22 protein-coding genes are annotated in these 25713 nt (G+C 45.3%); 11 read left to right on the top strand and 11 right to left on the bottom strand.

The window, feature by feature from the left end:
• The first annotated feature begins 139 nt into the window (after positions 1-139).
• Positions 140-955 carry an acyl-CoA thioesterase gene (locus KYS23_RS10930; protein ID WP_218418635.1) on the top strand — a complete coding sequence of 272 codons (816 nt, stop codon included), beginning with the start codon at positions 140-142 and terminating at the stop codon, positions 953-955.
• A gap of 114 nt (positions 956-1069) precedes the next feature.
• Here the strand turns inward: KYS23_RS10930 and KYS23_RS10925 are convergent, their stop codons facing one another.
• On the bottom strand, positions 1070-1915 hold the full coding sequence (locus KYS23_RS10925; protein ID WP_159530951.1) for an HDOD domain-containing protein: 846 nt from the start codon (positions 1913-1915) through the stop codon (positions 1070-1072).
• 362 nt (positions 1916-2277) lie between these two features.
• Here KYS23_RS10925 and KYS23_RS10920 point away from each other — a divergent pair, with 362 nt between their 5' ends.
• Positions 2278-3567 carry a glycosyltransferase gene (locus KYS23_RS10920; protein WP_201299298.1) on the top strand — a complete coding sequence of 430 codons (1290 nt, stop codon included), beginning with the start codon at positions 2278-2280 and terminating at the stop codon, positions 3565-3567.
• On the opposite strand, the gene KYS23_RS10915 is transcribed toward KYS23_RS10920, so the two are convergent.
• Positions 3562-3966 (bottom strand): SufE family protein, encoded by a 405-nt coding sequence (locus tag KYS23_RS10915; RefSeq protein WP_159530953.1) that lies wholly within the window; start codon positions 3964-3966, stop codon positions 3562-3564. The genes KYS23_RS10920 and KYS23_RS10915 overlap by 6 nt on opposite strands.
• Positions 3967-4026: 60 nt before the next feature.
• A complete protein-coding gene (locus tag KYS23_RS10910) occupies positions 4027-4431 on the bottom strand; it encodes a DUF2750 domain-containing protein (RefSeq protein WP_159530955.1) in 405 nt (134 codons plus the stop codon).
• A 265-nt stretch (positions 4432-4696) separates the two neighbouring features.
• On the opposite strand from KYS23_RS10910, the gene KYS23_RS10905 reads away from it, so the two are divergent.
• The 3 genes from KYS23_RS10905 to KYS23_RS10895 are packed head-to-tail and all read left to right on the top strand — an operon-like array spanning position 4697 to position 6907.
• Positions 4697-5374, top strand: coding sequence for a heme oxygenase-like domain-containing protein (locus tag KYS23_RS10905; protein ID WP_218397015.1), 678 nt, complete (start codon positions 4697-4699; stop codon positions 5372-5374).
• 49 nt (positions 5375-5423) lie between these two features.
• Complete coding sequence (gene xthA / locus KYS23_RS10900) at positions 5424-6233, top strand: exodeoxyribonuclease III (RefSeq protein ID WP_159530959.1); 810 nt, start codon at positions 5424-5426, stop codon at positions 6231-6233.
• A 32-nt stretch (positions 6234-6265) separates the two neighbouring features.
• On the top strand, positions 6266-6907 hold the full coding sequence (locus tag KYS23_RS10895) for an energy-coupling factor ABC transporter permease (protein ID WP_159530961.1): 642 nt from the start codon (positions 6266-6268) through the stop codon (positions 6905-6907).
• 473 nt (positions 6908-7380) lie between these two features.
• Here KYS23_RS10895 and KYS23_RS10890 read toward each other — a convergent pair whose 3' ends face one another.
• Together KYS23_RS10890 and KYS23_RS10885 are read right to left on the bottom strand one after the other, a co-directional pair.
• Positions 7381-7947 carry a phosphoribosyltransferase gene (locus KYS23_RS10890; protein WP_013784537.1) on the bottom strand — a complete coding sequence of 189 codons (567 nt, stop codon included), beginning with the start codon at positions 7945-7947 and terminating at the stop codon, positions 7381-7383.
• Between the two features lie 76 nt (positions 7948-8023).
• Complete coding sequence (locus KYS23_RS10885; protein ID WP_218418633.1) at positions 8024-9238, bottom strand: lipoprotein-releasing ABC transporter permease subunit; 1215 nt, start codon at positions 9236-9238, stop codon at positions 8024-8026.
• A 107-nt stretch (positions 9239-9345) separates the two neighbouring features.
• Here KYS23_RS10885 and KYS23_RS10880 point away from each other — a divergent pair, with 107 nt between their 5' ends.
• The 4 genes from KYS23_RS10880 (at position 9346) to KYS23_RS10865 (ending at position 15758) form a co-directional block, all read left to right on the top strand.
• Positions 9346-9945, top strand: a complete 600-nt coding sequence (locus KYS23_RS10880; protein ID WP_159534551.1) for a PilZ domain-containing protein — start codon at positions 9346-9348, stop codon at positions 9943-9945.
• A 56-nt stretch (positions 9946-10001) separates the two neighbouring features.
• Positions 10002-13520 (top strand): transcription-repair coupling factor, encoded by a 3519-nt coding sequence (mfd, locus tag KYS23_RS10875; RefSeq protein WP_218418631.1) that lies wholly within the window; start codon positions 10002-10004, stop codon positions 13518-13520.
• 1 nt (position 13521) lies between these two features.
• Positions 13522-15159, top strand: a complete 1638-nt coding sequence (locus tag KYS23_RS10870; RefSeq protein ID WP_218418630.1) for a CsiV family protein — start codon at positions 13522-13524, stop codon at positions 15157-15159.
• A gap of 83 nt (positions 15160-15242) precedes the next feature.
• Positions 15243-15758, top strand: coding sequence for a cob(I)yrinic acid a,c-diamide adenosyltransferase (locus tag KYS23_RS10865; protein ID WP_218397018.1), 516 nt, complete (start codon positions 15243-15245; stop codon positions 15756-15758).
• On the opposite strand, the gene KYS23_RS10860 is transcribed toward KYS23_RS10865, so the two are convergent.
• Positions 15755-17146 (bottom strand): SLC13 family permease, encoded by a 1392-nt coding sequence (locus tag KYS23_RS10860; RefSeq protein ID WP_159530971.1) that lies wholly within the window; start codon positions 17144-17146, stop codon positions 15755-15757. The two genes, KYS23_RS10865 and KYS23_RS10860, sit on opposite strands and share 4 nt — an antisense overlap.
• Positions 17133-18191, bottom strand: a complete 1059-nt coding sequence (gene nagZ, locus KYS23_RS10855) for a beta-N-acetylhexosaminidase (protein ID WP_232370624.1) — start codon at positions 18189-18191, stop codon at positions 17133-17135. The genes KYS23_RS10860 and nagZ overlap by 14 nt, the downstream gene beginning before the upstream one ends.
• A 98-nt stretch (positions 18192-18289) precedes the next feature.
• Here nagZ and KYS23_RS10850 point away from each other — a divergent pair, with 98 nt between their 5' ends.
• Positions 18290-20779 carry a penicillin acylase family protein gene (locus tag KYS23_RS10850; RefSeq protein ID WP_218418627.1) on the top strand — a complete coding sequence of 830 codons (2490 nt, stop codon included), beginning with the start codon at positions 18290-18292 and terminating at the stop codon, positions 20777-20779.
• A gap of 4 nt (positions 20780-20783) precedes the next feature.
• The gene (ybaK, locus tag KYS23_RS10845) at positions 20784-21254 is read left to right on the top strand and encodes a Cys-tRNA(Pro) deacylase (protein ID WP_159530977.1); all 471 of its coding nucleotides are present in this window, start codon (positions 20784-20786) and stop codon (positions 21252-21254) included.
• Between the two features lie 13 nt (positions 21255-21267).
• Here the strand turns inward: ybaK and KYS23_RS10840 are convergent, their stop codons facing one another.
• The 4 genes from KYS23_RS10840 to pheS form a co-directional block, all read right to left on the bottom strand.
• Positions 21268-21858 carry a hypothetical protein gene (locus KYS23_RS10840; RefSeq protein ID WP_218418625.1) on the bottom strand — a complete coding sequence of 197 codons (591 nt, stop codon included), beginning with the start codon at positions 21856-21858 and terminating at the stop codon, positions 21268-21270.
• Between the two features lie 117 nt (positions 21859-21975).
• Positions 21976-22275 (bottom strand): integration host factor subunit alpha, encoded by a 300-nt coding sequence (gene ihfA, locus KYS23_RS10835; protein ID WP_013784550.1) that lies wholly within the window; start codon positions 22273-22275, stop codon positions 21976-21978.
• Positions 22276-22278: 3 nt separating this feature from the next.
• Entirely contained in the window at positions 22279-24666 is a 2388-nt protein-coding gene (gene pheT, locus KYS23_RS10830) for a phenylalanine--tRNA ligase subunit beta (protein ID WP_218418623.1), read from the bottom strand.
• A gap of 14 nt (positions 24667-24680) precedes the next feature.
• Positions 24681-25661 (bottom strand): phenylalanine--tRNA ligase subunit alpha, encoded by a 981-nt coding sequence (gene pheS, locus KYS23_RS10825; RefSeq protein ID WP_013784552.1) that lies wholly within the window; start codon positions 25659-25661, stop codon positions 24681-24683.
• Between the last annotated feature and the right edge of the window lie 52 nt (positions 25662-25713).

Below are 25713 nucleotides of genomic sequence, written 5' to 3'. Positions count from 1 at the left end.
TCTACGCGGCAGGTTAAAAGATTGACAACTTATTGTTAGTTATTTGTAAATATAAAAAGGAATGTTAGCCTAGGCTTTCTGTTAGCTTGAGCTTAAGGTAGGATATCAGCACCCTTACTCATCAGACCAGACAAACAGCATGACGGTAGACGAGCTTTTAACTCTTTCTTCTTTAGAGGCACTTTCTGAAAATCACTGGAAAGTAGATAACCTCATTATTCCCAGTATTTGGGCGCAAGGGCGTACAGCATTCGGCGGCATCTCAGCAGGCATGGCGTACAGCGCTATTCGTCAAAAAGTCAGTGACGAACGGGTGCTACGTTCATTCACAACGAACTTTGTGGGCCCCCTTTCGCCAGATACGCCATTTTCGATTGAAGTGACCTTATTGCGTGAGGGCAAAAACGTATCTCAATATACCGCCCATGCAAAGCAAAATGGGAAAAGTTGCGTGTTCGTGCAAGCCTGCTTTGGTATTGGCAGAAAATCAGGCATTAAGGTAGAAAACCAAGACATCCATGACATGCCTGCCCCCACCAAAGGTAAATTCATACCACAAATTCCAAAGGTAACCCCTAAGTTTTTACGTCATTTCGATTTAGCTATCGATAAGGGTGGCATCCCTTTCACCCGTAAAAAGAGCAGTTTTTACCATGGGCACATGCGTTTTAAAAAACCACCCGCGCAGATAACCGATGCACACATCATTACCATGATTGATGCTTGGCCGCCCACGCTGTTACAAATGATGAAGTTACCTGCCCCTGCCAGTACCGTTAGTTGGAATCTGGAGTTTATCCATCCGCATAAGCAGGTAGACCCTACAGACTGGTTTGCTTACCAAGCACATACCCGTCAGGCAGAAGATGGCTATGGGCATACTGAAGCGACTATTTGGGATAAAGACAATGAAGTTATTGCGATCAGTCGCCAAACCGTGGCAATTTTTGACTAATTAGGCAATGAGCATTTAAACAAGGTGCTTGGCAGAGAAGTTTTTAGCTAAAAGGCACTGAAAAAACGAGAGCATAAAAAGGGCGTACTGCATAAAAGAGTACGCCCTTTTTCGTTAATAAAGCATAAACGCGTTAGGGTTGAACAAGGAAATAACTGAAATACACTGCAGGTTAGTAATATCCAATGCATCTTCTAAGTCGTCGCGATTTAGCGATAAACTCTCATGTAACTCAGGTTTTAAGTTATTGTAGCTAGGATAAATTTCTGAATTCACGTTATCTAAAGCCAACACGTATGACAACTGCAAAATCTGCTCTTCAACATCAGAAGTGTTGCTGTTGTCGCCGTGTATATTTGAAATAGGCTTATAAATTGTTTCAGGGATACCCCACTCTTTGATGATCCCCGCAGACACGTTCGTAAATGTGTACCCCATCACCCCAGCTTGCAGTTCAGCAGGGCTTACTCTTGCGTTAAACGCCTGACAACGTTTCGCGCTATCTGGCAACATAGCCAATACAACCAACTCACCAATATTATGAAGTAAGCCCGCAACAAATAAGCGTTCCGGCTCTCTGATATTTCGCATTTCAGCAAAGTATTTTGCTAATAGACCACAAGAAACACTTTGCTCCCAAAATTTATCTAAGTCGATAACTTGGCCATCTACCTCTTTGAAAGCTTGGCTAACACCAAAAGCAAGTGCTAGGTCGTAAGTAGAGCGCGTACCTACTACTTGTAGCGCTTTAGTGATGGTATCTATTTTATTAGGGAAACGGTATAACGCTGAATTTGCCACTCTTAAAAGCTGTGTGGCTAACGAAGGGTCAAAAGAGATGATATCAGCGATATCATCAATATTAGATGCTCCGTCATCCATGCAAGCTTTTAAACGCGTCACAGAGTCAGGTAGCACGAACAACGTACTCGCGTTACTAATAATATCTTGTAGGGTCATTTAGGTATACGCTCCTGATATAACCTACTCTATTTAGAAGAGGGTATTTCGCAATCAAGCCTTAAAATAAAAACGGTAACTATAAAACATGATTGGCTTTTTCACTACTAGCTTCATTATAGCGCGATTATTTAGCCTAGCTAATCAGAATTCATTAACTTTCGTATAGTATGCGATAAATTACCTTACATTTTATTCAGTCCCAATAGGGGTTCCCCCTTAAAAGCAGAAGGTTTTAAGCACTTTTATCCGCGATAGAGTTTCATTTTCTTTATTTCCTGCTGTGCTACTATTTCGCGCTTTACACATTTAAGCACAGGTAACTAATGTCAGAGGGAATGTCAGGAGGAATGTCACAAGGCATAATGCAGGTTTTAGTCATTGGCTACGTGTGGCCTGAACCCAATTCCTCCGCCGCTGGTCAAAATATGCTGGCCTTAATTAAACAGTTTCTAAGCTACGGCCATAACGTTACTTTTATGACCGCGGCAACAGACAGTATTCATAAAGCTGATCTAGATAACCTAGGCGTAAGCAGTGAAGCGGTTGCACTCAATTGCAGTAGCTTTAATGAACGAATTGCCAAACTATCGCCTGATATCGTTATTTTCGACCGATACATGACCGAAGAGCAATTTTCTTGGCGAGTAAAAGACACATGCCCTTCTGCTATTCGTATTTTAAACACCGAAGATTTACACAGTTTGCGGCAAGCCAGACACGACGCCGTTAAAGCACAAGATAAGACACTAAGGGCATCCAAAGAAGCTTCCGGGTCTCCTCTTTTAGCGCACATAGCCAGTGCCGCGAAAGAGGCCGACTACAATTCGCCTTTGGCTCAGCGGGAAATTGCCGCCATATTACGTTGCGACCTTACTTTGGTCATTTCTCGCACCGAGTACGCACTACTTACCGACCATTATCAGGTTCCCAAAAAACAGCTTTATTACCATCCTCTTAATGTAGCGCCAATAAATGATAAATCACCAAACTTTGATGAACGCACCGACATTGTCACCATTGGTAATTTTCGTCATGCGCCAAATTGGGATGCAGTATTACAGCTCAAGCAAACCGTTTGGCCTGCTATAAAAAAGGTGCTCCCTCAAGCAAATTTACATATTTATGGTGCCTATCCGCCCAAAAAAGCCACGCAGTTGCATAACCCCAAGAATGGGTTTTACCTTGATGGCTGGGCTGAAAATGCACACGATGTTATTGCTAACGCACGGCTGCTCATTGCACCGCTGCGCTTTGGTGCTGGTATTAAAGGTAAAATACTAGAAGCCATGCGATGTGAAACCCCTACCCTGACAACTTGGGTAGGTGCGGAGGGTATTGCCGAAACAGCACACCATGCTACATGGGGAGGGGCAATTTGCAATACCCCAGAAGAGTTCGCGAAACACGCCGCTAGACTTTACAGCAGCGAAGAGGACTGGTCGTCAGCAAGTAAGTTAGGGCTAACGTTGTTTAACGCTTTTGAAGGTGCCAAAGAGAATGAAACCTTAAGCGAACGGGTTGCCATTATAGCTACAGATGTAGATGCACATCGCAAGACCTTGTTTCTGCAAGGGCTGCTATGGCATCAAACCTTGAATGCGAGTAAATACATGTCGCAGTGGATTGAAGCTAAAAACCAAAACTTATAGCGTATTTAAGCGGCGCAATACACTTAAAATACCATTGCCTCTAGACTGGCTTAAATGGCGCTGCAAATTACACGCGTTCATGTATTGCTCAAAATCGTACGCCTTTCTTTGTTCATCTGAAAGGCTATTTGCTTTTTCTAGTAGTACCGCCAGCACGCCGCGAATAATTTTACTGGGTGAGTAAGCCGCAATTACAAGGTCGCCCGTGTTTTGTGCAGGCGTACACGCTACCCATACTTTACTTTCACAACCCGGTACCAATGAGTCTTCAGTGCGTGCCGACTCTGGTAAAGCCAACAGCTGCTTGCCAGCCAGCATAATGGCGCGAGTGGCGCCATCCCACCCTTTTGCCGCAGCCACGGTTTGCCCTAGCGGCAACAGTTGCGTAGATTCTGTCATCGTTGTGGGGTTACAGCGTTGTAATTCATATCAACATCTTCAGAAAGCTGAGTCCAACAGCTAGGCACTAGCATCTGCGCTAAATTCGGCGCTTAGCTCTTCTGCTGTCATTACTAAGTTTTCGGCATCGGCAGAAGTAGGAAACATTACCAATTCCACCCCATTTTTAGTGAGGCCAGGTAACCAAGTCTCGGTAAACTCATTAAACGGCACTGCCACGCAAGTACCCGTAATGTGGTTGTCGTCTAACCATGCCTGCGCTAAGTTATTGTGAGGAAATACTGGCAATCGAGTAATGTCGTTGTCTTCCAGCATGACAAAGCCTTCTGTACCTTGGATTAGCCAAATTTCTTTCGCTTTGGGTACGTAGCTGATCACTAGCATTTGTCGGTCTTCAGCAGACAAACTTTTCGCTTGTGCTAGCACAGTATCGTTTAGTGTCGCGGTTACAGTATCTGGAAACACAAAAAATTACCTTATAGTTAAGAGGCGCCAAGTATACCCTTTGCAAGCAGCCCCGCCAAATACCAAAGTCTCTTTAATCTTATAAATTCAAGTTGAAAACATCTCCTGCGACTAATATTATTGCGAGCAAATATATGTCACCTTATCTTGAGTTTTAAGCTGGGTTTCATAATGCACTCCACATGCTTCTTGTACATTAGCAATCTATATTCACGGTAGTAAATTACATCTGCCTTTTATTAAAAAACGCAAAGCTTAAAACTTCATGCAAAACCTATTTAGCGATTTAAAGATAAAAACCCACAGTAAACATGACGAACTAGAGCACAGCGTACCCTTTGCACTTTTTCATAATATGATGGGGCTAAATGGCAGTGAAAAACACGAAAATCATTCAGAAAATTACCACCGCGTACTTTATGTAATGCGAGAATTTCATCAGCACTGCAAGTTAGTCATTAACCACGCTATTGAAAAGTACCCTACACTTAAGCCACTTGCAGAGCAGTTTGAAGCCCAACAAGTGCTAACAGCACTTGATAACGATTTGGCACGGTTAAGTTCAACCGACGCTAAGCGAACCACAGAATTAGAAACGGTAAGCTTCCCCAGTTTTGAAACATCACTATCTGCCACAATTTCTGCAATGTATGTGTGGTTAGGTTCATCGATGGGCGCCAATATTATTAGCCGTAGACTTGAAAAGGCAGACTACGGTTTTCCTACGCATTACTATCAAACTATGGCAAAACAGGCCAAGGCTTGGCCCGAATTCAAGCAAGAAGTAGCACGTTTATTACCCGCAATGATTGAGGGTAACCAGGTTGAAAGCCAGAATTGCGAAACGTTAAGTGTGGCTATCATTAATGATGCTAATCTTTGGTTTGATCATCTTATTTTGTTAGGAAAAAGCACAACTTTGCCCCCACAGACATTAAGTTAAACCAAGCATTCTGTTAGAATTCATCAATTCCGTTTTTTAAGAAGCCCTTATGAAAGTAATCTCATTTAATATCAATGGCATTCGCGCCCGCCTTCACCAGCTCCAAGCATTAATAGATGCGCATCAGCCCGACATTATTGGCCTACAGGAAATAAAAGTTCATAACGAACAGTTTCCTGTTGAAGCCGTTGAAGCGATGGGTTATCACGTTTATTTTCATGGTCAAAAGAGTCACTATGGGGTGGCATTTTTAGCGAAAAAAGAGCCTGAGTCTGTGCTTATGGGCTTCCCTACTGATGAAGAAGATGCGCAGCGTCGCATGATTATATTGAAAACCACAGACCACGACGGCCAGCCAGTAACCGTATTAAATGGTTATTTCCCGCAAGGCGAAAACGAAAAGCACGAAACTAAATACCCAGCAAAACGTAAGTTCTATAAAGATCTAATGACCTATCTAGACACCCACCATACTCCTGATGAAAATGTCATTGTGATGGGCGATGTGAACATCTCACATACCGATTCAGATATTGGCATTGGCGAAGAGAATAAAAAACGTTGGTTGCGTACGGGCAAATGTAGCTTTTTACCCGAAGAAAGAGTGTGGTTGAACACACTGATGGATTGGGGCTTTGAAGACAGCTTTAGAACATTGAACCCAGACACTACCGACAGGTACTCGTGGTTCGATTATCGTTCGAAAGGTTTTAATGATAATCGTGGTCTTCGTATTGATCTTATTTTGGCTACCCCTTCTATGCATAAACGATTGAGTGATGCCGGAATAGATTATGAACTTCGCGGTATTGAAAAACCGTCTGATCATGCACCTATTTGGGCGACGTATAGTCAATAAGAAATCTACAGTAGATAAGTATCGGAGAGTGTGTGACAACGCTACAGTGGCTTGGCCTTACTTTATATTGTTTAACCCTAGTTGGGGTTATTAAACAAATTTCTGTTATAGGCCTAATGGGCGACAAGCACCAACAGCACCTGTTGTTTGGTAGCGCTGCCGCGTTGTTCGCGTTTTGGATCTTCAAAGTGGGCATTTTTGAAGGGCTAGATGTTCATTTTGTTGGTTTAAGTGTGGTTACACTCATGCTCGGATTTCGTTACGCCATTCTGGCCGGCACCCTTGCTTTATTGGGTGCTACCGCCGCTGGTTTTGCACAGTGGCACACCATAGGCGTAAACGGCGTATTAGGTGTTATGCTCCCTGTCGCGGTAACCTACTTTGTGTATTTAGTGTCGTTTCACCATCTCCCCCGCCAACTGTTCGTTTATATTTTTGTGTGCGCTTTCTTTCCAGGCGCACTCAGCATTGCTCTTAAAACCGGCGCACTTGCAGGTTATTACTTCATTGAAGGCATTTATACGTGGGATGTTATTTACGATAATTTTGTACTACTCATTCCACTTTTAGTGTTTCCAGAAGCCTTGCTGAACGGTATGGCAATTACTCTGCTCGTCATCTATCAACCCACGTGGGTTTACACCTTCCACGATAAGTTTTATTTCGATAACTAAGCAATAACTAAACAAGACACCCAAACTAAATAAGACACCCATGTTTTTTCGTCTCACCATTAACGAGACACCCATCATTAAACTCAACAAAATTACATGGACATCCACGTTTTTCGCCTGAGCGTTATGAAAGAACGTTACGAAGAACGTTACGAAGACACCCACCTCAAAACGTTAATGAATTATGTGGACATCCACCCTATTTAATAAACACCTTATAGAGACACCCACGTTTAAAGCGTTAAAAATTACGAAGACACCCACCCTATATTGATAAAATGAACGATGGATGTCCCCCCCAAATTGCTTCGAAATAACATGGGTGTCTCGATAAAAGAATATCGAAATAACGTGGGTGTCTTAGTAAGAAGAATGTCGAATTAACGTGGGTGTCTTGATAATTACAGGCACAAAAAAACCGCCTGGTTGGCGGTTTTACAATGGGTGTCTTTGTAATAGCTAGCGCGTTGCGCTTACTTTTTGTCGAACAAAATATCCATAACGTCGGCTAGTTCACCTTTGCCTTCGCGAATTTCTTCTTCGCTTAACCCAGCGATTTCATGCGGGAATACTAACCACTCATCACTTTCGTTTACGTAGTAATCAGGCACAATATCAGTTGTGTTGTTCTGAGGCTTGTACCATGGACATGCAATACGAATGTCTTTTGGCATATTCAAACGCATCAATTTGCGAATTTGCTGAATAAGCGCATCTACACTGCGGCCCGAATCGAAAACATCATCAACAATAAGTAGCTTATGTTCTGCGTCTGCGTTTTCCACCAAGTAGTGTAAACCGTGAACACGAATTTCTTTAGATTGCTTATTAATGCCATAGTAAGAAGAAGTACGCACCGCAATGTGGTCGGTAGAATAGTCTTTAAACTCAAAAAATTCTTGTACCGCTATGCCGATAGGTGCACCACCGCGCCAAATACCAATGATGAAATCGGGGCGAAACCCGTCATCATACACCTTTGCTGCTAAACGAAAGGAATCCTGAAGCAACGCTTGCGAGGTGATAAAATTCTTGTTCATGACGTCTCACTGGCCGAAATTTAAAGACCGCGATTATAGTGAATTCTGCCGCAATTTGCACGGCAAATTCACTAACTTATTCGTTTTGAAGAGCTTGCGAAGGTTGCGTTTTCATGGCACGCCTAGCAGGGTAAATACTCGCAACAATGCAAAGTAGCAATGAAAATAGCGTTACAGAAACTATCTGCAACCAGTGCATATCAATAGGTAACCCTTGCCCGTCTGACGATAGCGCAATAGGTACATTCAAAAAACTCATGACGGGGTTTAGTAGTAAAGTCACCACCACACCAGCCACCAATCCTATACCCGCGCCCTTTACGCCATTGAACAGCCCGTTTAATACAAACACCGTCATAATGGTGCTAGGCAACATGCCTTGGGTTTGAAGTACTGCAATGTCGCCTTGCTTTTCCGACACCACCATCACTAACGATGAAACCAAATTAAACGCTGCCACGGCTATAATTAACAGCAGCATTAGGAACATCATGTTCTTTTCCATTTTTACAGCGTCGAACAAAGGTCCTTGGCGCTCTCGCCATGTACGTACAGGCAAATCAGCCTCAACAATAGGCTTCAGCGTGTCTTGATACAAAAACGCATCGTCTAAAAATAATCGAGTGGCCGTGTTTTTACCTGAAACATCTCGCAGTAAACGGTTCACATCATCAAGCTGCATATAAATAACTTTGTCATCCATTTGCGAGCCCATATCGAATACGCCTGAAATAGTCACCAACCGTTGGCTTGGCATGCGACCAAATGGCGTGTAAACACTGGCTCCAGCTACCATTACCCGAAGTTTGTCGCCAGCACGCACATTTAATTGCATAGACAACGCCCTGCCAATAATGGCGTTGTAGCTACCGTCAGTTAGGCTTGCAAAATTACCCTGCTGCATTTCGTGAGCAACCATAGTGTGCTGCAACATGCTGTCTGCTTGCACACCATGTAACTGTACACCACGTAAATCTGAACGAGACTGCACTACCGCTTCGGCTTCTCGAAACGGCATACTTGCCACCACATTGGGCAAGCCCATTACAACGCTTTCTTCAATAGGCGCATTAATTTCAATATGCGGCACTATACCCAAAATGCGCTGTTTCAATTGGGCTTCAAAGCCATTCATTACAGAAAGCACAATAATAAGCGCCGTTAGGCCAAGGGCAATACCTGCTACCGAAAAGCGATTTATAAAGGAAACAAAGCTATTTTGGCTAGACGACTGCGCCGGGCCAGATTTCGCATACCGATAAGCGATAAAAGCGGGAAGAGGAAAGTACATAATGCGCGCTTAGTCCAAAGGTGTGATGACGGGGCAATCTCAAAATAGTAAAGTGCGTATACTACGTGTAAGCTACTGGCCGTACAAGATAAGTGGCGGGAGATATGATGGAAAACCTAAGCCTAGAAGAAAAAAAAGCCCAGTTCGATGAATATTTCTCTATTCAGCACAGCGTTAACATTAACGTGAAGCCACTTGCTGAAGGTGAAACCGTGCCTTCTGAAGCGGGTTTAGAGCAAGCCATGCCCTACGCATTTCGTGTAGCTAGCGAAATGGCCAGCATTGAAGCCCAAGCACTTCGCCCGTTACGTCATTTAAGCGACCATGCTGAATCCTTAGCTGAATATTTAAATCACCAAGCTCGCAAGATAGATTTAATGATGTCATTTATTTTACACCAGCAAGATGAACCAGATCATCGTTTTAGCACAATAAAGCTCGGTGGCGGTGGCGTTATTATTAAAAGCCCAACTGCCATGGAAATTGGCAGCCAAGCTGAACTCAAATTATTTCTTGATACTGAAGCGGCCGCAATATTTTGCTACGGGGAAGTTATTACTTGCGAGAACGTCGAGGATAGCTACCATATAGCTTTTATTTTCAATAGCATCCGAGAGCAAGATCAAGAATTGCTTGTTCGTGCCAGCTTGCATTTGCAAACTCAGCAATTGAAAAAACGAGCACAAGAAAAGGCTACCGGAGCCTAGCGCTAAAGAAAAAGCCAGCAACACACTTAAACCGAATATGTAGTTTAAAGGACGACATGACAGCAACTCTTTTATCTTTGCCTTTGCCGACCCAGAAAAAATCTGCCTCTGTACAAGACCACAAGCAATGGGGTCAATTACAAGGTAGCAGCGCGGCACTTTGCATTACGCAAGCACAAGCTCAATACAACGGCCCCATTGTGCTGGTAACTGCCGACACACCTTCGGCGCTAAAATTAGAAAAAGAGTTAGCGTTCTTTATGCCCAATGCTGGCGCCAAAACCAGTGCAGAACAAAGCAACGTACCTATTACGGTTTTCCCCGATTGGGAAACCCTACCCTACGATTCGTTTTCACCGCATCAAGATATTGTCTCGCAGCGTTTAGAAACCTTATACCGCTTCACGCAGCAGGTAAATGGCATTTTCATTGTGCCGGTAAACACGTTAATGCAACGTTTGGCGCCTACTGATTATCTCGCCAAATATTTGCTAATGTTGAATAAGGGAGACACCCTTGATAGAGACCAATTCAGGCGAAACCTAGAACAAGCAGGCTATTTGCACGTTAGCCAGGTGATGAGCCATAGCGAATTTTCGGTACGCGGCAGTATTATCGACTTATTCCCCATGGGCAGCGACAAGCCATTTCGTATTGATTTGTTCGATGACGAAGTAGACTCTATCCGCTTTTTCGATACCGAAACCCAGCGTTCTGGTGATGCGGTTGAAAAGATAAAACTGCTGCCGGCAAGAGAATTCCCTACCGATAAAGAATCTATCACCCTTTTTCGTCAGCGCTTTTTAGAAAAGTTTGACGCAAACAACGCCTCAGAATCGGTATTTTCCCAAGTCACTAAAGGCACTATGCCCAGCGGGGTTGAGTACTACTTGCCGTTGTTTTTCGATAAAACGGCTACGCTCTTCGACTACCTACACCCCAAAAGTGTGCTGTTGTTACACGGCGATGTGCAAGATGCCAGCGAATTTTTCTGGGCCGATATTCAAGAACGTTACGAACAGCATAGATACAACCCAGCAAGGCCATTGTTGCCACCTGAAGATTTATTTTTACCGATAAATACCTTATTCGGTGCAATTAAACAGTGGCCGCGGGTAACCCTAACCCAAGACGTGATTGAAGAGAAACCCGGTAGCGTGAATTTAGGCTGCAACAAGCTTGACGACATTGCCATTAACACGCAAAAGAAAGTACCGGCTGAACAATTAATTGCCACGATAAACAACGCCAAAAAGCGCGGTGCCAAGGTACTGTTTTGCGCTGAAACCCAAGGCCGCCGTGAAGGGCTACTTACCGTATTGCAAAAAGCGGGCATTAAGCCCAAAGCGGCGGAATCGTTCAATACTTTTGTTAGTGGTAGCGACAATATCGGCATTACCGTGGGAATGGTTGAAAATAGCTTTAACTGGCGAAGTGACAGTGGTGAACTGCTATTTATCACGGAAACCGAGCTATTAGGTCACAAAGTTAGCCAACGCCGACGCCGCGACAAACGCTCCGCCACTGACGAAAGCGCCATTATTCGCAACTTGGCCGAGCTTACCACCGGCCAGCCAGTTGTGCATTTAGATCATGGTGTGGGCCGTTACATTGGCATGCAAACCCTAGATGCCGGTGGCGTTACCACTGAATACTTGTGCATTGAATACGCTAAACAGGCCAAGCTGTATGTGCCAGTGGCGTCGTTACACTTTATTTCTCGTTATACGGGCGGCGATGCCGATCATGCGCCGCTTAATTCACTAGGCTCTGATGCATGGAGCAAAGCGAAACAAAAAGCCGCTGAAAAAGTACGCGACGTGGCCGCAGAACTGCTTGATGTATACGCACGTCGTGCCGCTAAACCAGGCTTTGCGTACAATATTGACTGGGACGAATACCAAAAATTCGCCGACAGCTTCCCGTTCGAAGAAACACCCGATCAGGCACAAGCCATTGCGGCGGTTATTCACGACATGGGCAGCCCGCAAGCCATGGACAGATTGGTGTGCGGCGACGTAGGCTTCGGTAAAACCGAAGTGGCCATGCGCGCGGCGTTTTTAGCTGCGAACCAAGGTAAACAAGTGGCTATTTTGGTGCCCACTACCCTACTTGCCCAACAGCATCACGAAAACTTTAAAGATCGCTTTGCCGCATGGCCGTTTGAAATTGAAGTCATGAGCCGATTTGTTAGCGCCAAAGTCCAGAAAGAAACCATGCAGCGCCTTGACGAAGGCAAAGTAGACATTGTAGTAGGTACGCACAAGCTGCTGTCGAACGACATTAAATTCAGTGATTTAGGCTTGGTGATCATCGATGAAGAGCACCGTTTCGGGGTACGTCAAAAAGAGAAGCTAAAATCGCTGCGTGCCGACGTAGATATTCTGACCCTTACTGCCACGCCTATACCACGTACGCTGAATATGGCCATGTCTGGCATGCGCGATTTATCGATTATTGCTACCGCGCCAGCAAGGCGTTTATCCATTAAAACCTTCGTGCAACAACGCAACAAAGCTACTATTCGTGAAGCGATAATGCGGGAAATTCTACGTGGTGGACAGGTGTACTTCCTTCATAACGAAGTAGATACTATTGCCAGAACCGCTGAAGAAATTGCCGAAATTGTACCTGAAGCGCGTATTGCAATGGGTCACGGCCAAATGCGCGAACGGGAACTGGAAAGCGTAATGAGCGACTTCTACCACCAGCGCTACAACGTGTTGGTGTGTACCACCATTATTGAAACCGGTATTGATGTGCCCAGTGCCAACACCATTATTATGGACAGAGCCGATCATTTAGGCCTAGCCCAACTGCACCAACTACGTGGCCGTGTGGGTCGCTCGCACCATCAAGCTTACGCGTATTTACTCACACCCCATCCTAAACGCATGACCAAAGATGCGGCGAAGCGATTAGACGCCATATCGAAATTGGAAGATTTAGGTGCAGGGTTCGCGTTAGCCACCCACGACCTTGAAATTCGTGGTGCAGGTGAATTATTGGGCGACGACCAATCTGGCCAAATTGCCAGCATAGGCTTCAGCCTGTATATGGACATGCTAGATAGAGCGGTAACATCACTGAAAGAAGGTAAAGAACCTTCGTTAGACGACGCCATGGCAGGCCACACCGAAGTAGAGCTTCGCATTCCTGCTTTACTGCCAGATGATTATATTGCCGACGTCAATACCAGGCTTTCGCTGTATAAACGTTTAGCCAGCTGTAAAAACCAAGACGATATAGACGAATTCCAAGTAGAATGTATCGATCGTTTTGGTTTACTACCGGAACCCGCTAAAAACTTAGTAGAAGTAGCCGAAATAAAAATAAAAGCAGAAGCCATTGGCGTGCTTAAAGTAGACTTGTCATCACAAGGCGGTACCATAGAATTTAAAGATACCACCAAGGTTGACCCTGGCTATATTATTAAGCTTGTACAAACCAAGCCAAACACTTTCAAATTTGAAGGCAGCCAGAAACTGCGTTTAGTAAAACAGACTGATACTGCAAAAGCGCGTATTGCGTTTATTAGCGATATCATTGCCGACCTTGCAAAGGAGTCGCGATAACATGAGGTTTTTTCGTTGGAGCCCACTACTTGCTGTATTGGCTTCTACCCCGTTGTTGGCAAATGACGACTGGTGGTTCGATGTTGAAGTTATTGTTTTTGAAAGAAAGGTGGCAATGTCTGCCCTTGAAGAACAGTTCGATTTAGCTGATTCATTAGCCGTTCCTGCTACCGATGCCGATGTAATAGGCGCGGTTATTACCCCCGACATTAACATGCTAAAACAAGGCATAGCGGTTTGTGGTGAAACTAACACCCTTGAGTGGCCTGAATTCGATTATTTTGCCAATGCCTCAAGTGAAGCGAATGCACTATCAAGTTCTTCAGACTATGTATCTGGGCAATCGCTTGCGCAAGCAACAAACCAGACATCGAAGGTAATATCTGAAGATACCGATTCAAATCACCCCCAATCTACTCAAACCAACTTTGCCGATGAACTGGGCTCCCAATCATTAATGGGCACACAGGCTTCAACCGACGCGTTATCAAATGACGATTTATCAGGAAATGGCTTATCGGCAGAAGAAATTGCCGGTTATTGGGCAGAATTTCTGGGGTTAGATGAAACAGAAACCGTTACTGTACCTAACCAGCCGTATTGCGTGGTGCACAAACCCTGGTTAAGTTACTACGACAGTAAATGGCATATTCATCGCCCCGACAACCGTTTACCAGCGCCCAAAGAGCTGCCAATCACTCCTGAAGGCAGCGATTGGCCATTAGCTAGCCATGCCCATTTATTAACTAAGAACGCACAAGAAATGACGTCGTTGTCACGTCAAATTAGGCAAAACCGCGACCTAACGCGTTTGTTACATGTAACGTGGCGCCAACCTGTAAAATTTGGTAAAGACGAAGCCTTTAACGTTCGCCTTTTTGCCGGTAACAATTTTTCAGATGAGTTTGACCAAGAAGGCGTACAGCGCCCGCCGCAGCCACCTTTGCGCTTTGGCAGCACCGCGTCAATCTCTGGCACCTCTGGTTCAAACAGCTTCAATGAAAATGGCCTCGATGAAAACAGCTATCAGAATTTAGAAGAAAAAATTCAACGTTTAGATTCTACCACCAGTGGTGTTAGTGCGACTGGCGGGTTAAATGATTACCAAGGTAACAGCCAACCACTTGGGTTGAATACCAGCAGCACCGAAACTATAACAAGCGACTTCTTCTACGATTTAGATGCACGCCTTGCTAGCCCGGCGCCCATATTGTTTAAAGATTTATTGGCGTTAGATAACGCCGATGTTATCGACGATGCCGATGAAAGTAATATAAGCGCCGCATTTCGCGCGCCTATTTGGAAAGTAGATGGCAACATGAAGGTATTTTTAAAATACATAAACCGTGTGCCCTATTTACATATCGATAGCGAGCTTTTCTATCGCCAGCCTATTCCTGTTGAAGGACAAGCGGCAGCCAGCTCATCTAGCTCTATTAGTAGCATAAACAGCAACAATGAAAATGTCAGCGCTAGCCATGTTTCCGCCAACGCTACGCCGGAGTATCAATTAGTGTCGTTACCCTTTAGTGAACAGCGCCGCGTAATAAGCAACCAGCTTCATTATTTTGATCACCCCTTATTTGGCATGGTGGTACAAATTCGCCGTTACAAACGCCCAACCGCGCCTGAAGAGTAAGCTTTTAGAAGCAAAGCTTTTTTATAGACTACGCTCTTGAAGACTAGGCTTTTAAAAGGCAAGAAAAAGGATTAAAGACCAGCATGAAAATTTATACCCGTTCGGGCGACAAAGGCAGTACTCAGATTTATGCCGACAAGCCAGTAAGAGTCGAAAAAGATGATGCGGTAGTACAAAGCTACGGTGATATTGATGAACTAAACAGCCACTTGGGGCTATTGGCCGCTATGGTAGCCTTGCATTTAAAAGAAGATATTTACACTATTCAGCGAAACTTGTTTCAAGCTGGCTTTGCTATTTCAGCCAGTTCTACCCTAACGCAAGACGATGTTGTAAAGCTTGAAAGTGATATTGATAAAATGACGGCCACCTTGGGGCCGCAAACCACGTTTGTACTGCCTGGTGGCAGCAAAGCGGCGGCGCAAAGCCATGTATGCCGTGCTGTATGCCGACGTGCTGAACGGGCCGTAATAGTGCTATCTAAGCACTACGATGTACCTGCCGTAGTGCCCGCTTATTTAAACAGGCTGTCTGATTACTTGTTTACCTTCGCCCGCTTTTTAAATGCAGAAGCAGGGTTCGATGAAGTAGCCGTTTAAGTTCGCGTTAACAGCACACCAGCGGTGACCACAAACGCCACAATAATATTCAGTACTACGCCCTCGCGCACCATGGTTTTCACCGTAAGCTCACCACTGCTATACACAATGGCGTTTACGGGGGTTGCCACTGGCATCATAAACGCGCAGCTTGCACTGATGGCTGCTGGCATCATGAGAATAAGCGGATCGACCTCTATAGCCACCGCCGCGCTGGCCAATATTGGCATTAATAAGGTAGCAGTAGCCGTATTTGATGTGATTTCTGTTACAAAGCTTACCGACAAGCACAGCACTAAAACCAATAAGAATAAAGGTAATACGGCTAAGCCCGTTAAGCCCTGCCCCAGTAATTCACTTAAGCCCGACGCGGTAAACGCTTGCGCCAAGCAAATGCCCCCAGCAAACACCAGCAGCATTCCCCAAGGAATTTGCTGCGCGGTATTCCAGTCAAGCAAGTAGCCTTGTTTGCTGCCAGAAGGCGTAACTTCGCGCTCTCCGTTGGGAATAACGCACATTAGTACCACACCCGCTAAGGCTATGGTGCTGTCGCCCACAAAATCCATACCGAACCACGCTGTCCAATATGGCCTAAATACCCACGCCATGGCCACAAAACTAAATACCAATAGCACCCTCGCTTCTGCACTTCGCCAAGGGCCAACATCGGGTAACCCACCGGTTTTCTCGCCTTTTAAATGCCGGGTTAACCACAACGCCATTAAGGGCAATGCTACCAATACAATAGGCACTCCGGTTTTCATCCAGTTAATAAAACTAATTTCTGTGCCCGTGCTTTGCTGATACACACTCATAAAAATAATATTGGGTGGTGTACCAATAGGCGTACCCACACCGCCCACACTGGCAGCGTAAGCAATACCCAGCAACACAGCTACACCCAGTTTGGGCGAATTAGATGCATGAATAATGGCTAGCGCTATGGGCAGTAACATAAGCGTGGTGGCGGTGTTTGAAATCCACATACTTAAAATGGCCGAAGTAAACATAAAGCCAAATACCAGCCTGCGGGCACTGTTAGCCCCAGTTAACCGAATAAGGTAAACCGCTAAACGTTGATGTACGCCCGATTTTTCTAGCGACTTAGACAGCATAAACGCGCCCATCAGCAACAAGATAACGTGATTACCTAACGCCGATGCAGCTTCTTGATAGCTAATAACCCCCGCCATAGGAAAGGCGAAGAAAGGAATGAGTGCGGGCAACGCGATATGCAATGCCTCGGTAACCCACAGCATGGCCACCAGCACAGTAATGGCGGCACTAATGGCCATAATATGTGACAGACCTACAAACAACAGCACTCCATACAGAGCAACTGCGCTAACCAAGGATATTATTATTAGTTTCGGTTTAACCGGTTCCATAGCGCGACAACACCTTTAATGCGTTTTCATAAGCTGCACTGGCATGCACAGCTGGTTTGCGCCCGTAAAGTGAGGTTAAAGCCTCGAAAGTATCATTTGAATGCGGCAGAGCATCTAAAATAGACTCTGCCCCTTTCGGGTTATTACATGCCAATACCATATGGCAACCTGCCGATAATGCAGCCATAGCACGATCGACATAATTTCCGGCAACACTGGCACCGTGCATAGACAGATCGTCAGAGAACACTGCGCCATTAAACCCCAAGTCTTGCTTTAATATTTTTTGTAACCAGTGCTCGGAAAAACCGGCTGGCTTGCTATCAACTTGTGAATAAATAACGTGTGCTGGCATTACGCCATCTAGCAACTGTTTAGAAATTAGTCTTTCAAAAACAACCATATCAGTTTGTTTAATTTCTTCAAGCGGTCTTTCGTCTACCGGTAACGCCACATGAGAATCGGGGGCCACACTGCCATGCCCAGGAAAATGTTTTCCAATAGCTGGCATATTGGCAACCTGTAAGCCTTCTATAAGTGCTGTGGCTAAGGGAATCACCTTTTCTGCGGTTTCAGCGAAGGCTCTGTCGCCAATCACTTTCGATACACCGTTAATATCAAGTACAGGGGCAAAACTAAAATCGATGTCTATCTGCTTTAGCTCATGGGCCATAATTGTGCCGCAGGCTTTAGCTAGTTCTAGCGTGGCTTCGTTGACTATTGTCTCTTCTGCTTCCGGCTCTATTTCCAGTAAATCTGCCCAGTCGATATCTTTACCTGCTGCTTGCGCCTGTACCAACCCCGTTAACTTACCCATAGCAGGTAGCTTTGTAAAACCTTCACGAAAGCGTTGTACCCTGCCCCCTTCGTGATCGACCGCTATTAACAAAGGCCTTTGGGCACTTTCTCGAATTTCTTTTACCAACTGCGTAAGTTGCTGGCAATCGTAATAATTACGGCTAAATAGTATGACGCCGCCCACCACAGGATGTGCTAGTTTCTCTCTCTCTTCAGGCAATAAACGTTCTGCCTGACAGTCAAGCATTAACGGGCCCATCGTGTTTCTCGCAAACGTGTCATAAAACATCACTTCAAATTTGTGGGTAGTGTGGTTAGGATAGAGAAAAAAATGGAGTAATACACGTGTTAAATTGGATTAAGTGGTTGGTTTTTGGTGCAATTGCATTAGTCGTTTTAGCACTGGGTGGCGTTTACATGGCGTTGCACCTAAGTTTACCCACATTAGACGGTAATCACGCCACGTCTCGCATTACCGCGCCCGCAACACTTGCCCGCGACTCTATGGGTCACGCGGTGATTAATGCGCAAGATAAATTCGATGCGGCTTATGCCCTAGGCTTTGCCCACGGCCAAGACCGTTTCTTTCAAATGGATTTACAACGCAGAAGCGCGTCGGGTCGGTTGGCAGAATGGGTAGGTGATGTGGCGCTAGATATTGATAAAAATGCCCGTTTTCACCAGTTCTCAGAACGCGCTGCAGCCGTTTTCGATAGTCTGCCACTTACACAAAAACAATTGCTTGTGAGTTACTCTCATGGGGTAAATGCTGCGCTAGACGAATATACCGTGCCCCCCTTTGAATACATTGCAGCTGGGTTAACACTATCACCCTGGCAGCCTACCGACAGTATCTTGGTGGCCTACAGCATGTATTTAGATTTACAAGGCAGCCAAATTGAAATTGATTTAGCCCGCACGGCCTTAAAAGAAACCTACGGCACGCCGCTATACAATTTCATTACCCAGCCCAGCCGTTATCAAGCCGCATTGGATGGCAGTGAATTGGCGCTTTACCACGCCGACGTACCGCCTTATCCTATAATATCTGAGCCGGTTTTGTCTGAACCTACATTTGAGCCTTCACCTGAGCCTAGCCCATCTAAAAGTAGCCCATCTGAGCAAGCACCTAAACCTAGTGGCAGCAATTATAATTCTGGCCCCCCTACTATTTCAGAAGTATCACTACAGTCTTACAACGCTGAAGAGCTACCAGATATAGGCAGTAACAATTGGGCGGTTACCGGAAACCTTACGGCAACTGGCAGTGGTTTACTGGCTAATGATATGCACCTAGGTTTACGTGTACCTATTATTTGGTATCGCACACAGCTTAATTACAAAGACACACACCGAAGCTCGGTAGGCGACACCTACCCAAGCTCTGATTTATTGGCTAAAAGTACATCCGCTACAAGTGTGTCGGTAACCGGCGTATCACTCCCTGGATTACCCGGCGTGATAGTTGGCACCAACAACAAAGTAGCGTGGGGCTTCACGAATGCCAACTTAGACAACCTAGATTGGATAGCACTTGCCGACGATACCCCGACAAAAATGGTAGATGAGGTAATAGTAAGTAAAGCGGTGTCGCATACCTACACGCTAGAAATAAGCGAATACGGTCCGGTAAAACTCGTTAACGGTAAGCGCTACGCGTTAAATTGGGTGGCACATCATCCTTTTGCGGTAAACCTTGCTATTGTTGAAATGGGCACGGCGAATACCGTAGACGATGCTATTGCCGTAGGTAAAGATATTGCTATTCCTACCCAAAATATGGTGATAGTAGATGATTCTGGCAGCACAGCATGGTTACCCGGCGGCGCAGTAATGCATAGAGAGCAAGCTTCGTTTACCGCCGTTGACGAAAGCACCGTTGCGCCAATAGCGCCCTCACGCACCACCAACCTTCCGGTAGTGAAAAACCCAAGCAGCGACAGAATATGGACAGCCAATGCGCGGGTAATTTCCGCCAATGACGTAGCAAGATTGGGCGATGGTGGTTATGCCCTTGGTGCCAGAGGCCAGCAAATAAGAGATCGCTTATTTGAAAAAGATACCTTTAACGAAAACGACTTCTACGCTATTCAATTAGACAATCACGCACAATTTCTACTTCCATGGCAGCAGTTACTTTCTGGCTTGTTACTGAACGACAACATTGAATTTAAAGCCGACCTTGCTTACCTACGAAAATGGGGTGAATGCGCGTGCGAAGACTCTGTGGGTTACACCCTAGTAAAACATTTTCGCAAAGAAGTGGTAAGCCAACTGTTTGGTAAAATACTGTCTAGCATCGACAACCAAGGCGTACAAAGCCGCTCGCTACTTCGCGGTATAGAACCAGCAACATGGCAATTAATACACACCCAGCCCGATAGCTGGCTGCCTGAAGGTACTGAATCGTTTGATGATTTGCTTGTTGATGCCTATCGCCGCGCCAAGCATGCACTATTAGATGAGCACTCCCCTATTGAAGCCAATATGGAAGACTTACGCTGGGGCCGTGTTAACGCGCTTACGGTAAAGCATCCGTTTGCCGCACAAATTCCTTTCGTAGGGCATAAGCTTAATATGGATACCGTTGAAGGCTTTGGTGATACCTATATGCCCGCGGTTCAATCATCAACGTTCGGCGCGTCAGAACGCTTTTTTGTTAGCCCAGGGCATTTAGATGATGCCATTCTAACCTTGCCTGGGGCGCAGTCTGGTCACCCTCTATCACCCTTTTTTAAAGCAGGCTTTAGCGACTACGCCACACAAGCCGCTACCCCATTGCTTCCTGGCAAGCCAATTCATTTGCGCCAGTGGTATCCGAAGGACGAAGGATAACGTAATGACACCTGCTATTACCTTATTAAGAAAAAAGCACATTGCGCATACTATTTTAAAGTATGAGCACGACAGCAATGCGCCGTCTTATGGCTTGGAAGCAGCCGACAAACTAAGCCTTAACCCAAATACAGTATTTAAAACGCTGGTCGTGTGCGATGAAGCCAACAAATTAGCCGTTGCTTTAGTACCCGTAAACACGAAGTTAAGCGAAAAGAAGCTTGCCAAAGTACTAAGCGTGAAGAAAATCACCATGGCGCCAAACGACACGGTAACCGCCAGCACTGGCTATTTATTAGGTGGAGTGAGCCCTTTAGGGCAGAAAAAGCGCCTAGCAACCGTGTTACATGAGAGTGCATTAGAACACGACATTATTTACGTGAGTGCAGGTAAGCGGGGTTTAGAGCTAGAAATCCCCCCGCAATGCATCATTAACTTAACGCAAGGCAAAACCGCTGATATTGCTGCTGGCTAACAGAGTCAGACGATTACTGGGGCTCATCTATGCTTAGCGATAGCGAATCACCTTCGGCACGTGCCAGCCAGCGCTGTTTTGCTTCGTTTAATGCCGCGTCACTTGGTGGGTTAGTGCCCGATAAGGCTTGTGCCATTTGAACAATAATCGCATCGCGTTTTTCAAGCAAAGCTTCAGTACGTTCGAACAAGTCGTACGCCTCTGGATATTCATCTTTTAAGTTACCCATATCTTCAAGCGCATAATAACGGGCCTCAAAGGCTTCATTAAATAGCTGGCGCTTGGCGTTAAACACCACATAATCGTAGGCTTGCTGCGAATCTAAATATTCTATTTGGGTTTGCGCTAGATGGCCTGCTTCAGCCACTACTTGCGCTTGTTCCATCCACTGATTAATGGCGTCTTTATCGCCATTTTTAACCGCTTCTTTTACCCCAGCTTGTAAATCACTGGCGTGCAGAATTTCCATTAAAGTGATAACAGGAACTTGTGCCGACGCTTGATCGCGCTGATTAGTATCTTCTGCCAAATAAACAAACCAACCCGCAACAGCAAAAACAATACACGTGAAAACAGCAACAATAATGAGAAGCGCTTTAACCACACTTTCCTCCAGACAAAATGAAATGAAACGCAGCAACAAGGTTACTGGTTTTGAATAGGCAATACAAAAAAGAGCGAGTTACCCCGCTCTTTTATCAGTATTGTAACGACCAGTAGATTACTGGTCGATAGGCGAAGAGTTTTCTACGCGACTCTTCAATTTCTGACCCGGGCGGAACGTTACCACCCGGCGCGCTTTAATAGGAATGTCTTCACCGGTTTTAGGGTTCCGGCCCGGACGTTCGTTTTTATCACGCAAGTCGAAATTGCCAAAACCTGACAGTTTTACTTGCTCACCAGCTTCTAAAGCGCCTTTTATCTCTTCGAAAAAAAGCTCTACCAGATCTTTAGCATCACGCTTGTTAATGCCCAACTTTTCGAATAGGTGTTCAGCCATCTCGGCTTTGGTCAATGCCATAGTTTACTCTCTTAACGCGGCCTCAAACTCAGATTCCAGACCTTTAACCACAGTATCTACAGCCTGCTGAATTTCAGCTTCTTCCAAGGTTTTTTCCGGATCTTGTAAGTGAAGTGACAAAGCAAGGCTCTTGTAACCAGGTTCAATTCCCTTGCCTTTGTACACGTCAAACAAGTTTAAGCCAACTAGTTGATTTACGCCAATTTCTTCTATGTAAGAAAGAATATTTCCTACACTCACTTCATCTTTCACCGTAATAGCAATATCACGGCGGTTCGATGGGAAGCGCGATACAGGCGCGGCAGACGGTAATTTACGTGCGACAACAGCTTCTACTTCAAGCTCGAACACAAATACCCGACCGTTAACACCCAACAACTTTGTAAACTGCGGGTGTATAGCACCAATATAGCCAACTTCTTCATCATTAAGCAAAATTTTTGCAGTCATACCCGGATGCAACGCACTATGCTGGGCACTTACAAAACTAAACTCACCGGTTTTACCCGTTAATGCCAGTAATGCCTCTACATCTGCTTTTGCATCGAAGAAATCTACTGGGCTGTCGCCTAAATCCCAGTGTTCTTCGTTACGACGCCCTGCTACTACACCACCAATAACCTGCTGTTGCAATACACCATTAGGCGTATCTTGTTGAGGAATAAAGCGTAATCCAGTTTCAAACAAACGTACTCTGCCCTGTTGACGCTTTTGGTTGTAAGCCGTTGCACCTAGTAACCCAGGCCACAAGCTAACACGCATCACAGACATGTCTGATGAAATAGGATGCGGCAATACCATGCTTTTCGCATCAGGAAATAGTGCACTTTGAATTTTAGGGTCAACAAACGAATAGGTAATCGCTTCATTATAGCCACGGCTTAATAATAACGATTTCATGGTGTTAATCGGCAACACCGCTTCTTGTGAAGGCAACATAGACAACGCAGCGGTTGGCGCAACATGTGGAATGTTGTTATAGCCGTACACACGCGCTACTTCTTCTATTAAGTCTTCTTCAATAGCAATGTCGAAACGATAGCTTGGCGCCTTCGCTTCCCAACCTTCGTTCGTTTGGACAACGTTTAAGCCAAGACGTTCAAGTATTTCAAGCACTTGAGCATCATCAATGGTTATACCCAACACGCGGGCTAAACGATCACGTCGTAATAAAACACTAGCCTGTTTAGGCAATTTGTCTTCTTCACAGGCTTCAATAACCGGCCCTGCTTCACCACCACATATCTGTAAGATAAGGGCAGTAGCACGCTCCATAGCGTTACGTTGAAGTTGTGAGTCTACGCCACGCTCATAACGGTGCGACGCATCGGTATGTAAACCATACTGACGTGCACGGCCCATAATGGCATCACGGCTGAAAAACGCACTTTCAAGCAAAATATCTTTGGTGTCTGAATTTACACCTGAATGTAAACCACCAAAAATACCCGCCATGGCTAACGCTTTGTTGTCGTCGGCAATAACCAAGGTGTCGTCGTTAAGCTTAGCTTCGGTTTCATCTAGCAACGTAAGGGTTTCCCCCTTATTCGCCATACGCACGTTTACACTGCCTTCAATAGCAGCAAGGTTGAACGCGTGCATAGGTTGGCCAAGCTCTAACAAGATAAAGTTGGTGACATCTACAATAGGGTCGATACTACGAATACCACAGCGGCGAAGCTTTTCGCTTAACCATAGCGGCGTAGCGGCTGCTACGTTAACGTTACGAAGCACACGGCCTACATAACGTGGGCACGCTTCTGGCGCACTTAATTTAATAGCAATGCTATCGTCAATAGTGGCCGCAACAGGGCTAATAGCCGGCTCGCATACATCTAGGTTGTTCAACACGCCTACTTCGCGGGCAATACCACGAATACCCAAGCAGTCTGCTCGGTTAGGCGTTAAGTCTACTTCAATAGAAGTATCGTCTAGGTCTAGGTATTCACGAATATTGGTGCCTACTGGGGCATCGGCTGGCAATTCAATAATGCCATCGTGATCGTCACTAATGCCTAGCTCAGAAAAACTACACAACATACCCATAGAAGGTTCGCCGCGTAGTTTTGCTTTTTTAATTTTAAAGTTACCAGGCAGTACCGCGCCTACTACAGCAACGGCTACTTTAATGCCTTCACGACAATTCGGGGCACCGCATACAATGTCGCGAAGCTCACCGTCACCAACGTTTACTTTAGTAACACGTAATTTATCGGCATTCGGGTGCTGGCCACATTCAACCACCTCCCCTACTAATACGCCGCTAAACTCGCCTGCAACAGGTTCAACACCATCAACTTCAAGGCCAGCCATGCTTAACTGTTCAGACAGTTCGTTAGCCGACAAAGCAGGGTTAACCCATTCTCTTAACCACTTTTCACTGAATTTCATGCTTACTCTCTGCCTTAGTTGAACTGTTTAAGGAAACGAAGATCGTTTTCAAAAAACGAACGCAAATCATTCACGCCATAGCGCAACATGGTTAAACGCTCTACGCCCATACCAAAGGCAAAGCCAGTGTATTCTTCAGGGTCGATATTTACGGCTTTAAGTACATTTGGGTGTACCATTCCGCAACCTAATACTTCTAACCACTGGCCGTTTTTACCCATCACATCTACTTCGGCAGACGGTTCGGTAAACGGGAAGTAAGACGGACGAAAACGCACTTCAAGCGACTCTTCAAAGAAGTGATGCAAGAAGTCGTGCAATATACCTTTAAGGTCGGTAAAGCTAACGTTTTTGTCTACCATCAAGCCTTCTACCTGATGGAACATAGGCGTATGGGTTTGATCGTAATCGTTACGATAAACACGCCCAGGTGAAATAATACGTAGCGGCGGCTGTTCAGCTTCCATAGTACGAATTTGAACACCCGATGTTTGGGTACGCAGCATCATGTCTGGATTAAAGTAGAAAGTGTCGTGATCGGCACGCGCGGGGTGATTAGCCGGAATATTCAAGGCATCGAAGTTATGAAAACCGTCTTCAATTTCAGGGCCGGTTTTAACCGCAAAACCCAGCTCACCGAAGAACGATTCAATACGCGCAATGGTACGGCTAACTGGATGCAAGTTGCCCGGCGCTTCAGTACGGCCAGGTAACGTAACATCAATGGCTTCTTCAGCAAGCTTCTTGTTTAGCTCTTCACTGCGTAAGGCTTCACCTTTTGCTGAAATAGCTTGCTGAATTTGCTGTTTGGCCACGTTAATTTTTTGACCAGCCGCTGGGCGCTCTTCGTTAGAAAGCTTACCAAGCCCTTTAAGTAAGTCGGTAAGTTTACCTTTCTTACCCATGAATTCGACCCTAACTTGGTCTAATGTGGCTGCATCTTGTGCAGCGTCAATCAGTTCTTTTGCCTGATTGATAATAGCGTCAAGCTCCATGTTTTCCTCAATTGACATGATGACTGGATAACCACGATGCGCTATGCATTGC

Source organism: Alteromonas lipotrueae (assembly GCF_019249255.1).
In the GTDB taxonomy this organism is placed as follows: Bacteria; Pseudomonadota; Gammaproteobacteria; order Enterobacterales; family Alteromonadaceae; genus Alteromonas; species Alteromonas lipotrueae.
This window is presented reverse-complemented; position numbering and strand designations above follow the sequence as displayed.

Coding starts and splice junctions, on each gene's coding strand:
- KYS23_RS10930 (WP_218418635.1), top strand. CDS start 140: ATGACGGTAGACGAGCTTTTAACTCTTTCTTCTTTAGAGGCACTTTCT.
- KYS23_RS10925 (WP_159530951.1), bottom strand. CDS start 1,915: ATGACCCTACAAGATATTATTAGTAACGCGAGTACGTTGTTCGTGCTA.
- KYS23_RS10915 (WP_159530953.1), bottom strand. CDS start 3,966: ATGACAGAATCTACGCAACTGTTGCCGCTAGGGCAAACCGTGGCTGCG.
- KYS23_RS10905 (WP_218397015.1), top strand. CDS start 4,697: ATGCAAAACCTATTTAGCGATTTAAAGATAAAAACCCACAGTAAACAT.
- xthA (WP_159530959.1), top strand. CDS start 5,424: ATGAAAGTAATCTCATTTAATATCAATGGCATTCGCGCCCGCCTTCAC.
- KYS23_RS10890 (WP_013784537.1), bottom strand. CDS start 7,947: ATGAACAAGAATTTTATCACCTCGCAAGCGTTGCTTCAGGATTCCTTT.
- KYS23_RS10885 (WP_218418633.1), bottom strand. CDS start 9,238: ATGTACTTTCCTCTTCCCGCTTTTATCGCTTATCGGTATGCGAAATCT.
- KYS23_RS10880 (WP_159534551.1), top strand. CDS start 9,346: ATGGAAAACCTAAGCCTAGAAGAAAAAAAAGCCCAGTTCGATGAATAT.
- mfd (WP_218418631.1), top strand. CDS start 10,002: ATGACAGCAACTCTTTTATCTTTGCCTTTGCCGACCCAGAAAAAATCT.
- KYS23_RS10870 (WP_218418630.1), top strand. CDS start 13,522: ATGAGGTTTTTTCGTTGGAGCCCACTACTTGCTGTATTGGCTTCTACC.
- KYS23_RS10865 (WP_218397018.1), top strand. CDS start 15,243: ATGAAAATTTATACCCGTTCGGGCGACAAAGGCAGTACTCAGATTTAT.
- KYS23_RS10860 (WP_159530971.1), bottom strand. CDS start 17,146: ATGGAACCGGTTAAACCGAAACTAATAATAATATCCTTGGTTAGCGCA.
- nagZ (WP_232370624.1), bottom strand. CDS start 18,191: ATGCTTGACTGTCAGGCAGAACGTTTATTGCCTGAAGAGAGAGAGAAA.
- ybaK (WP_159530977.1), top strand. CDS start 20,784: ATGACACCTGCTATTACCTTATTAAGAAAAAAGCACATTGCGCATACT.
- ihfA (WP_013784550.1), bottom strand. CDS start 22,275: ATGGCATTGACCAAAGCCGAGATGGCTGAACACCTATTCGAAAAGTTG.
- pheT (WP_218418623.1), bottom strand. CDS start 24,666: ATGAAATTCAGTGAAAAGTGGTTAAGAGAATGGGTTAACCCTGCTTTG.
- pheS (WP_013784552.1), bottom strand. CDS start 25,661: ATGGAGCTTGACGCTATTATCAATCAGGCAAAAGAACTGATTGACGCT.